The sequence below is a fragment of the Pseudemcibacter sp. genome (assembly GCF_965661635.1).
Lineage (GTDB): Bacteria > Pseudomonadota > Alphaproteobacteria > Sphingomonadales > Emcibacteraceae > Pseudemcibacter.
Window position 1 is genome coordinate 1 of the sequence record NZ_CBFIEP010000048.1, and the last position, 10,241, is coordinate 10,241.

General features: G+C 41.5%; 11 protein-coding genes. 7 read left to right on the forward strand and 4 right to left on the reverse strand.

From position 1 onward, the window contains the following. On the reverse strand, positions 1-328 hold a 328-nt coding region (locus tag ACTF6W_RS03615), incomplete at its 3' end, for a GcrA family cell cycle regulator (protein WP_438993178.1). Positions 329-507: 179 nt separating this feature from the next. Between ACTF6W_RS03615 and ACTF6W_RS03620 the strand changes: the two genes are divergently transcribed. The 4 genes from ACTF6W_RS03620 (at position 508) to ACTF6W_RS03635 (ending at position 4,520) form a co-directional block, all read left to right on the forward strand. Next, the gene (locus ACTF6W_RS03620) at positions 508-1,323 is read left to right on the forward strand and encodes an ABC transporter permease (RefSeq protein ID WP_438993179.1); all 816 of its coding nucleotides are present in this window, start codon (positions 508-510) and stop codon (positions 1,321-1,323) included. A gap of 82 nt (positions 1,324-1,405) precedes the next feature. Further along, positions 1,406-2,614 (forward strand): aspartate aminotransferase family protein, encoded by a 1,209-nt coding sequence (locus tag ACTF6W_RS03625; RefSeq protein WP_438993180.1) that lies wholly within the window; start codon positions 1,406-1,408, stop codon positions 2,612-2,614. Positions 2,615-2,638: 24 nt separating this feature from the next. Further along, positions 2,639-3,592 (forward strand): ornithine carbamoyltransferase, encoded by a 954-nt coding sequence (gene argF / locus ACTF6W_RS03630; RefSeq protein ID WP_438993181.1) that lies wholly within the window; start codon positions 2,639-2,641, stop codon positions 3,590-3,592. A 10-nt stretch (positions 3,593-3,602) separates the two neighbouring features. Next, positions 3,603-4,520 (forward strand): Hsp33 family molecular chaperone HslO, encoded by a 918-nt coding sequence (locus ACTF6W_RS03635; RefSeq protein WP_438993182.1) that lies wholly within the window; start codon positions 3,603-3,605, stop codon positions 4,518-4,520. Positions 4,521-4,526: 6 nt separating this feature from the next. Here the strand turns inward: ACTF6W_RS03635 and ACTF6W_RS03640 are convergent, their stop codons facing one another. Next, entirely contained in the window at positions 4,527-5,924 is a 1,398-nt protein-coding gene (locus ACTF6W_RS03640) for an amidase (RefSeq protein WP_438993183.1), read from the reverse strand. 150 nt (positions 5,925-6,074) lie between these two features. After that, positions 6,075-7,886, reverse strand: a complete 1,812-nt coding sequence (locus tag ACTF6W_RS03645) for a TonB-dependent receptor domain-containing protein (protein ID WP_438993184.1) — start codon at positions 7,884-7,886, stop codon at positions 6,075-6,077. A 70-nt stretch (positions 7,887-7,956) separates the two neighbouring features. Here ACTF6W_RS03645 and ACTF6W_RS03650 point away from each other — a divergent pair, with 70 nt between their 5' ends. Beyond that, on the forward strand, positions 7,957-8,157 hold the full coding sequence (locus ACTF6W_RS03650) for a hypothetical protein (RefSeq protein ID WP_438993185.1): 201 nt from the start codon (positions 7,957-7,959) through the stop codon (positions 8,155-8,157). Here the strand turns inward: ACTF6W_RS03650 and ACTF6W_RS03655 are convergent. After that, complete coding sequence (locus ACTF6W_RS03655) at positions 8,143-8,463, reverse strand: hypothetical protein (RefSeq protein ID WP_438993186.1); 321 nt, start codon at positions 8,461-8,463, stop codon at positions 8,143-8,145. The two genes, ACTF6W_RS03650 and ACTF6W_RS03655, sit on opposite strands and share 15 nt — an antisense overlap. Before the next feature lie 273 nt (positions 8,464-8,736). Between ACTF6W_RS03655 and ACTF6W_RS03660 the strand changes: the two genes are divergently transcribed. Together ACTF6W_RS03660 and ACTF6W_RS03665 are read left to right on the forward strand one after the other, a co-directional pair. Beyond that, a complete protein-coding gene (locus ACTF6W_RS03660) occupies positions 8,737-9,480 on the forward strand; it encodes a c-type cytochrome (protein WP_438993187.1) in 744 nt (247 codons plus the stop codon). Between the two features lie 20 nt (positions 9,481-9,500). Beyond that, a partial coding sequence (locus ACTF6W_RS03665) for a sugar phosphate isomerase/epimerase family protein (RefSeq protein ID WP_438993188.1) occupies positions 9,501-10,241 on the forward strand: 741 nt, incomplete at its 3' end.

Sequence of the window (10,241 nt, forward strand, 5' to 3'; positions counted from 1 at the left end):
AATTCGCTTCACCCGGATGACCAATTGGCCATTTACACATGCTTTCCGTAAGATCAAGTATCGATACTTTACCACCTGTTGACGTCACTTTGCTCGCGGGTGCTTTTTTAGGAACAGCCGCTTTCTTTTTCGCGGCGGCCGCGGCAGCACGTTTTGCAGGATCCGATTTCACAGGTGACGGACGTGATGCAAGCCCCATCCGATGTGCTTTACCGATAACGGCGTTTCTTGTCACGCCTTCTGCTAATTCTTTGGCTATTTGGCTCGCGCTTAAACCTTTATCCCATAATTCGCGGAGTTTCTCTACGCGATCATCTGTCCAAGCCATATGTAATCCTTACTTTGTTTTTAATCCGGATGATTTATAGCATACTTGCTTTAATTACCCAAATATTTCTAACCAGAAAGCAGCTATTTAATATTCTTGTTAGAAAACGTCAAGTTGAGATTGCGATATACCATAGTTTTATTCTATAAGAACGCATCAATGCATTCAGGATAGTAAACATGGCAAACGGCGATAACAGTATTAATGAATTTCAATCAAAACGCATGGGATCATTTAATTGGTCCGGCTTTCGTACATTATATGAAAAGGAAGTCCGCCGCTATTTAAAAGTGTTTGGACAAACCGTCGGGGCACCTGTAGTCACAACACTCATGTTTATGATGATATTTACGTTAGCGCTTGGTGGAAGTGACCGATATATGGGCGATATACCATATTCAGTCTTTCTCGCCCCGGGACTTATTATTATGTCGGTTTTGCAAAATAGTTTTGCAAACACATCATCATCAATTATAGGCTCAAAAATGCAGGGTAATATTGTTGATATTCTTTTGGCGCCACTTGGAGCAAAAGAGATTGCAATGGGCTATGCCTTTGGCGGTATAACACGCGGCCTTATGGTTGGATGCTCGGTTATGATCGCAATGAGCTTTATGACTGATCTTTCATTTACTCACTTATGGGCCATTTTATATTTTGGCTTATCAGGTTCCATGATGTTATCACTGCTTGGCATCATGACCGGGATTTGGGGGCAAAGATTTGATCAAACATCTGCCATTAGTAACTTTGTGATTATGCCACTCTCTTTTCTTTCAGGAACCTTTTATTCAATCGATAGACTAAGCGGTGTTTGGTTTCAAATTAGTCAGGTAAACCCTTTCTTTTATCTTATTGATGGCTTTAGATACGGCTTCACAGGTCAGGCAGAAGCAAATACAATGGTGGGGGCTTTATATATCCTTGGCATCAATATCACTCTTTGGGTATGTTGCTATAGAATGTTTAAAAGTGGATATAAGCTTCGCGCGTAAGCAAAAATATACATTTTTTACTTGAATGTTTGGTCAATTTAGGCCAAAAGACCTTTCTTTAAACAAAATAATGTACGAAATTATGGTCAAAAAACAGAATAATATATCGTCAATACTACCAACATACGCCAGAATGGATGCCAAATTCATCCGTGGCGAGGGTTGCAAGTTATATGGTGACAATGATCAACAATATCACGATTTTGGGAGTGGAATTGCTGTAAACTGCCTTGGGCATTGCCACCCCGCTCTCGTGAAAGCGTTAACGGACCAAGCAGGCAAGCTTTGGCATACGTCTAATATTTTCCATATCGATGGGCAAGCTACACTTGCTGATAAACTATGCGACATAACTTTTGCAGATAGTATGTTTTTCACGAATTCTGGCGCAGAAGCCGTTGAATGCGCCATAAAAATGGCGCGCCGTTATCATGATGCAAATGGAAACCCTGAAAAATTTCGTGTTATTTCATTCGAAGGAAGCTTCCACGGTAGAACACTTGCGACCATAGCAGCGGGCGGTTCAGAAAAACTTACAAAAGGGTTTGGTCCCGTCATGGACGGGTTTGATGTTATTCGTTTTTACCGTGATATGAGTAAGGTCGAAGACCATATTACCAATGAAACAGCAGCCATTCTTATTGAACCCATTCAAGGTGAAGGGGGTATTCGCCCGGTTTCCACAGAAAATTTACAAAAATTGCGTCAAATTGCCGATAAGCATGACATCTTATTGATTTTTGATGAAATACAATGCGGTGTTGGTCGTACTGGAAAAATGTTTGCACACGAACACGCCGGTGTAACCCCTGATATAATGCCAATCGCCAAAGGAATTGGCGGCGGTTTTCCACTTGGTGCCTGCTTAGCCGTTGAAAAAGTAGCCAAGCATATGACACTTGGAACCCATGGTTCAACATATGGCGGTAATCCACTTGCAATGGCGATGGGTATTGCAGTCATTGAAACCATAGAAAACGAAGACATTTTGGCAAATGTGCAAAAAATGTCCGATAAATTACGCTTGGATTTAATGAAGCTTAGAAAAAAATACCCAGACGTAATTGATATGGTGCGTGGATTAGGTTTAATGATGGGTATCAAACTTCATATTGAACCACCAGAATTTGTCCGAACGGCCTTTAAAAACAAATTGCTATTGGTGGGTGCCGGTGAAAACACAGTTCGTATTTTGCCTCCACTTAATATTACGGCAGAGGATATTGACAGAGCGATTGAGCTTATGGATATGACCTGCCAAGACATTTTGAAAAATAAATCGTTAGATTAATAATCTATCACTATAGGTGATGAAATGGCCCATGCTAAATTATTAAAAGACCATAGACATTTCCTTGATATTTCCTCATTAACACCTGAGGATGCAAGAGAAATTATTGAAACCGCTAAAACGCTTAAAAAAGCAGCGAAAAAACAAAACCAAAGTAAGGGTTTTGTACACCCTGATGCACCGCTCAAAAACAAAGCTCTTGCAATGATTTTTGAAAAATCAAGCACACGTACACGTGTTTCATTTGAAATGGCGATGCATCAATTAGGCGGCAAATCAGTCGTCTTGCAAAATCATGATATGCAGCTTGGGCGTGGTGAAAGTGTTTCTGATACGGCGCAGGTTCTTTCCGGTTTTGTAGATGCCATCATGTTGCGTGCCAATAGTCATGCCGACCTTCTTGAAATGGCAGAATGTTCTTCGGTTCCCATCATTAACGCCTTAACCGATTTTTCTCATCCCTGCCAGATCATGGCTGATGTGCTTACTTTTGAAGAGCATAAAGGCAATATAGCCGGCAAGAAAATCGCGTGGTCCGGGGACGGAAACAACGTCGCTATTTCATGGATACATGCAGCCGTTCTTTTTGACTGTGAATTATCACTCGCCTGCCCGTCTGATTATTCGCCAATTGCACAGGAAATACAATGGGCACAAAATAACGGCGCAAAAGTAACCCTAACCGAAGATCCAAATGCGGCTGTCATATATGCAGATTGCGTTATTACTGATACATTTGTTTCAATGGGTGATGACGACGCGGATCAAAGATTAAAGGACTTATCCCCATACATGGTCGATGGCGACTTAATGGATAAAGCAGATAAAGAAGCCATTTTTATGCATTGCTTACCAGCGCATCGCGGCGAAGAAGTAAGTGCCGATGTTATTGATGGTCCAAAATCCGTTATTTGGGATGAGGCCGAAAATAGATTGCATATTCAAAAAGCCATATTAATGTGGTGTTTTGGAAAATAACGAGCAACCTATGACTGAAAATAATCAATTACCGCTTCTTACCGATACCTGCCTTCCTTTTCAAATTGAAGGACAGGATATCAAAGGTCGAGTGGTGAGACTTGATCGGTCCGTCAATGAAATTTTAAAAAAGCATAACTATCCCGATCATATTAGTAAGCTTATGGGTGAAACGCTGGCCTTTACGGCCTTAATTGGTTCATTAATGAAATATGACGGTATACTCACTACCCAAATGAAAGGCGATGGCCCATTTCGTGTTTTGGTCAGTGATTTTTATAAATCGGCAGAAAATAAAATGATTGGTGATATTCGCGGCTATGCGTCTTTTAATGATGGCATCATTGAAGGTGGCACCCTTGAAGATATGTTCGGCGATAAAGGATATCTCGCGATTACCATCGATCAGGGCAAATTTATGGAGCGCTACCAAGGTATTGTAAAGCTTGAAGGTGAAACGCTCACCAACGCCGCAGAAGAATATTTCAGAAGTTCAGAGCAACTCCCAACAAAAGTCATGTTGTCCTGTGAAAAGGATGAAAACGGCCACTGGCAAGCAGGCGCAATCATGATACAGCATTATGCCCGCAACACCGAAGAAGAGCAGATAAGAGACCAAGATGAAACCGAAGATCATTGGAATACGGCTAGTGTATTACTGGGTAGTTTGAAACCAGAAGAACTACTTGATGAAAATCTAAGCCTTCAAAATTTATTGATACGCCTTTATCATGAAAGCGGTGTGCGCATTTTTGATCATACCTTAATTAAAGAAGGTTGCCGCTGTAGTCAGGAAAAGATAAGAGCCGCCCTCACCAGTATGGATCTTGAAGAATTAAACCAAATCGCCGAAGACGGCACCATCAATGTCACTTGTGATTTCTGCACTACGGTGCATAAATTTGAACTCAGCAAGCTGTTACACTAATCCATTCTATTCATACGCCATCGCAGGAAGCGGTTCGAAATTTGTAGTTTCATAGGCCCGCATTGCCCGCAGCACTCTAGCATCTTTCATTGTTGGCCCTACAATTTGCATTGAAATTGGAAGTCCATCATTACTTAATCCACACGGGACACTGCCCGCTGGATGCCCCGTTAAATTAAAGGGGTAGGTAAACTGCGTCCAATCCGTCCAACGTTCATAGCCCTGACCATCCGGAAATTCTATACCCGCATCAAAGGCCGTTAGCGGTAATGTTGGTGTAACAATCAAATCATAATTTTCAAAAACTTCGTTTATAGCGACCTGATAATTTTCCCGTGCAGCACTGGCATCTTGATACTCACTAAGTGAATATTTTTCACCCTCATCTGCAATTTCAATTAACGCAGGTTCCACCATTTGACGTTGTTCTTCATTTAAGACACGAATTGCACGCGCAGCTCCCGAATACCAATGCACACGGAAAATATCATCTGTATCTGGTAAATTTAAATCTGGCCGTTCAACGGTCGCTCCCATATCGCGAAAACTGTCAACGGCATCTGACACACATTGTGCAATTTCAGAATCAATCGGGCCATCATTCATTTTTGGCAAATATGCAATCCTTAGTCCGCGAACTCCCCCTTCGATAATTTTGGTAAAATCTTCTGGGATATAAGGTTTTGAATAAGGGTCCCGAACATCAGGCATCGTCATAACATTTAACATTAATGCCACATCACCGACCGTACGCGCCATTGGCCCTGCATGTGACAGCGTTCCAAAAAGACTTAATGGGTAAGTCGGCACCCTTGCAAATGTTGGTTTAATACCCGGTATTCCAGTAAAACCACATGGCATTCGGATAGAGCCACCACCATCGGTACCAATATGAAGTGCCCCCATACCAAGAGCCGCAGCAGCGGCCGCCCCACCACTAGATCCTCCCGTTGTTTTCTCTAAATTCCACGGGTTTCTTGTGATACCGTTTCTTGCACTATCAGTGACCCCTTTCCACCCAAATTCCGGGGTTGTGGTTTTTCCGATTAGTACGGCGCCCTGCTCCCTGAGCCGTGCCACGGACGGGGCGTCTTCGCTTGATGGTTCATCTGTTGTGGTTTTTGATCCTCTTAAGGTTGGCCAACCCTTGGCGATCACGACATCTTTCACCGTTGTCGGAACCCCGTCAATCTGACCAATGGGTTTACCTTCTGCCCATCTCTCAGCTGATTGTTCGGCGGCTTTAAATGCCCCTTCCTTATCAAGCATAACAAAAGCATTTACCTTACCATCATGTCGATCTATGGCATCGAACACATCTTTAATAACATCAACTGGTGAAATAGTTTTCTCTTGATACTTTTTAAGCAATTCCCCAGCACTTAATAAATACAAATCTTTCATTATACCTCCCATATACTCTCTCTTTATCCAAATTATCAGGGATTGCTTATTCGTCAAGCAACAATTTTACATGTAATATAATATTACCTCTAAAAAAAAGGAGGCCCAAACGAAGGCCTCCTTAAATTAATAAAAGTTCTATTAAACTGATTAGAAATCAAATGTCAGATTTCCCATCACTTGACGACCAACACCAATGAAGTATGCACCTGGCGTACCACCACCGAGATACCGTTTATCAGTTAGGTTATTGACGTTCAGACTTACTTTCATATTGCTTAAACCAGTAGCGTTGTTCATTTCAACATCAAAACCGACCCACATATCAACTGTCGTATAGGACGGCAAACGATCCGTGTTTGTAAAATCACCCCAGCGTTTACCCACATGTTTCGCCGAAACACCACCAAATATTCCGTCTTTTTGATAACTTACTGTTCCAACCAATTGAAATTCAGGTGAAAGCGCAACGGTATTGCCTTTTGTGATATTACTTACGGTATCAGTATATTCTGAATCGTTTAATGTAAGCGCAGAATAAATATTCCAGTAATCAAACACATCCGCAGAAACGCTTGCCTCAATACCTTTTGATTCAATACCACCAACGTTTAGGAAAACAGTGTCACCTTCTTCAAGGTAGTCCACACCTGATATTCCATCGCCCAGCGCAATTCCTGTAATACGGTTATCAAATTTAATGTAATATCCGGTCAAGGAAAGACGAATGTCATCCGTTCTATATCTAAAGCCATCATCAAAATTATCTGCATTTTCCGGCTCTAAGTCCTCAAATGATTGTCTAATGACCGCATTAGGTGAGCTAGCGTTGCTTGCTGAATCTTCAACCACACTATCTTTTACGGCTGCAAAGTTTTGTGCAAATCCTGCAAAAAATTCTAACTCATCTGTCGCATTATAAAGAATTCCCGCGCTAAACAATAAATCAGAATCCGTTTCTTTCAAAAATGGATCTTGAATACCTAGATTATCAGTTCTTTCAATATCAACTAAAAACTTTCGGATACCTGCATTTATGACAAAATCTTCTAATTCAAGGGTGTTTTCCGCGTACATCATGATCGTATCAGTGATAAAGTTACGGTCATATTGGCGCCAATAAGCATTATGATCAAATTCATGAGAACTTCTTGGATCAATAATGCGGTGCCAATCACAGCTTTCATCACGGTCCGCGCGTTCCCACCAAAGACCAGCTGCGATGGTATTGAAATCTTCAATTTCATATGAACCATTGGCCGTTAAACCATAACGTTGTTTGTTATAATGTGTATGACGATATGATCCTGCAGGGTTAGCACCGGCTTCATAACAAGCCGGATTATCTGCGGCACCGCCGCCGCCATAAGGAAATGTGAGGCGTGCCGTGCATCCTTCCGTTGGTGATAAGGCATTGCCAGCGGCATCCTCGAATGAATGTGTTCCAGAAAAAGAACCACCAAAAATAGTATTCGGACCAACATCATGATCACGAACACCAGCGGGCATTGTCGTTGTTCCACCCGTCACATCAACGATATATTGCGGTACCCAATCACCGCGCCCATTTTGACTATGGAAATAAGGAGTTATTTCCGCATTCAAATTCTCACCTTCATATGCCGCACGAAGATAGGCAAAATAATTTGTTCTTAATGTTGACCAAGATGGGCGATAAGCCTGGTCGACATATGGAATACCAGTAATTGTATCCGTTAAACGGTCCCAATTCGGGTTTTCTTCAAATTGTGCCAAACTTATACGTTGAAAGTTATCCTCATGGGCATCATCCCATGAAAAGCGTCCTGTGATTGTCCAGTCTTCGAGTTCAGTGACAAATTTTGCGGCAATATGATCGCGGTCACTAAATCCAGCATTCCCAATCCATGAATCCAGTGATTGTCGTGAATAACTTAAATATGCCGATGTGTTATCCGTTATATTGCCCGTGTCATAGCGCATATAAAAACGACGTGCGTTATTATCACCTAAACTAATACCGGAACGAAGTCGTGTTTCCTCATAAGGGTTATTGGTAACAAAATTAATCGTACCACCAAGTGCTTCGTGTGACGGTGATGAAATATCGGACGTCCCTTGTGATACTTCTGCACGCCCAGATTTTCAAAATCAATATAACGATTTGCTTTTGACCCACCACCGTAATTTGAATTACCGTTTGGAAGGCCGTCAATCGTCATACCGATTTGCTGCTCGCTTAAGCCGACATTAAATCCGCGCATACTAATGGTTGTTGACCAATCATAACATTATCTGTCGAGTTATTCGCATAAATTGCAGGACGCCCAACCACGACAACAACTTCAGGATCATTAGTATCTATCTCGGCGCTATCTTGCCCCGCGCCCGCTGCTGCCGTCGTAATTTCAACTGCTTGTGGTATTTTTTCTTCTGCTTCTTCTGCATATGCTGAACAAGCCGACATTATCATAACACCTGCTATTGCAGATGTTCCAAGAAGTACACGCCATAACATATTTGCGTGATCATCTTGTTTATTTTTTAGTGTAGAATTCATTATATATTCCTTGTTTTCTGTAATAGTGAGGCTCAACTCTCCCCATCAGGAGCAGCAGGAACATGACGATCATTTGTGGCAGTGAGCTGACTGATTATTGACAATTTCAATAACTTTTTTTGAAGGAAATGCGGCGAATTTTTGACTCATTCATATCAATTTATTTAATCTTTTATGAATAATTTCTGACACATTATTTGATTAAATATATGCATGGTATTTGACATTTTCTTTTATTTATTTTCTACTCAAGAAAATCTCTGGGAGAACATCATGAAAAAAATTTTATTCGCTATTCTATTGACCGCTATAATGGCGCCGCTTGCTCATGCGCAAAATCCATTTGCAGAACCAAAAAATCTAAAAGTACTCCCTGAAACAATTAAGGGCGATCAATTGCGACAAATAATGCGCCGCTTTTCTTTTGCGCTTGGTGAAAGGTGCACATACTGCCATGATCGGGTCGAAGACGAAAATGGCGCCCGCATGGTTTGGGATACGGATAATAATGATAATAAACGCGTGACGCGTGAAATGATCAAACTGGTAGGACACGTAAGACAGGTAACCGCGAACCTATATCCAGATAATCCTGACCATAAACCAACCGCATTCGTATGTACATCATGCCACCGCGGCCAAGCAAACCCGTTTTTAATTGAAGAAATAATGAATAATGAAATAGCCGAAGGGGGAACCACGGCCGCCAAAAATAAATACCTTGAATTAAAAGAAGAATATTACGGCAGTCACACCTATGATTTCACAGGGTTTACCCTTGCTGAATATGCAAACCGTTTAGTAAACGAAGGTAAAAACGATAATGCCGTTGAAATGGCAAAATTCGGCACTGAGCAATTCCCGAATGAAGCATATGCCCATTCTATTCTTGGTAATGCCCATATGAATAATGGCAATACGGCAGATGCAATTAAAGCATACGAAGCATCCCTTGCTATAAATCCAGATCAAAATGGCGTAATAAGTGCACTTGAAGCTGCTAAAAAAGCGATGTAGAAAAATAAAAAGGAAAACTTATGAATAATTTTAATCGACGTAAATTCTTAAGCCTAACAGCAGCAACAGGGCTTTCTGCTGGTGTGGGCTCACTGGTCAGTTCTGCTTATGCACAAATGAATATGTCATCCCCCAAAATATCATTGGCACAATGGTCACTGCATAGGGCATATGGTGATAACACATTAGATCCGAAAAAATTCGCATCCGATACGAAACAAATGTTTGACCTAAACGCCGTTGAATATGTTGCTGATTTTTATACAGAGCAGAAAACCAATTCAGGCTATTGGAAAGAAATGAAAACGATTGCTTCCGATCAAGGTGTCAAAAATTTACTTATCATGGTTGATGGTGAAGGTGAGCTTGGTAGTTCATCCGATCAGGATCGCAATATGGCCATCAACAATCATCGCCCATGGATCGACGCCGCCCGCGAAATGGGATGCCATTCCATAAGGGTCAATGCATTCGGTAAAGGAACCGATACCCAAATTAAAAATGCGCTTGTTGACGGATTAGGTAAGCTCACAGAATTCGGAACTGAGGCTGGCGTTAATATACTCATTGAAAATCATGGACTTCAATCATCAAACGCGGCCTTTATCGTTGATGTCATCAAAGAAGTGGATAGCCCCTATATCGGTACGTTGCCTGATTTCGGCAATTGGTGCCTAAGTGAAGAATGGGGCGGTACTGCCAACAATTCTTGTCCTTATATTTATGATCCATATCGCGGTGTTGCCGAATATTTACCCTAT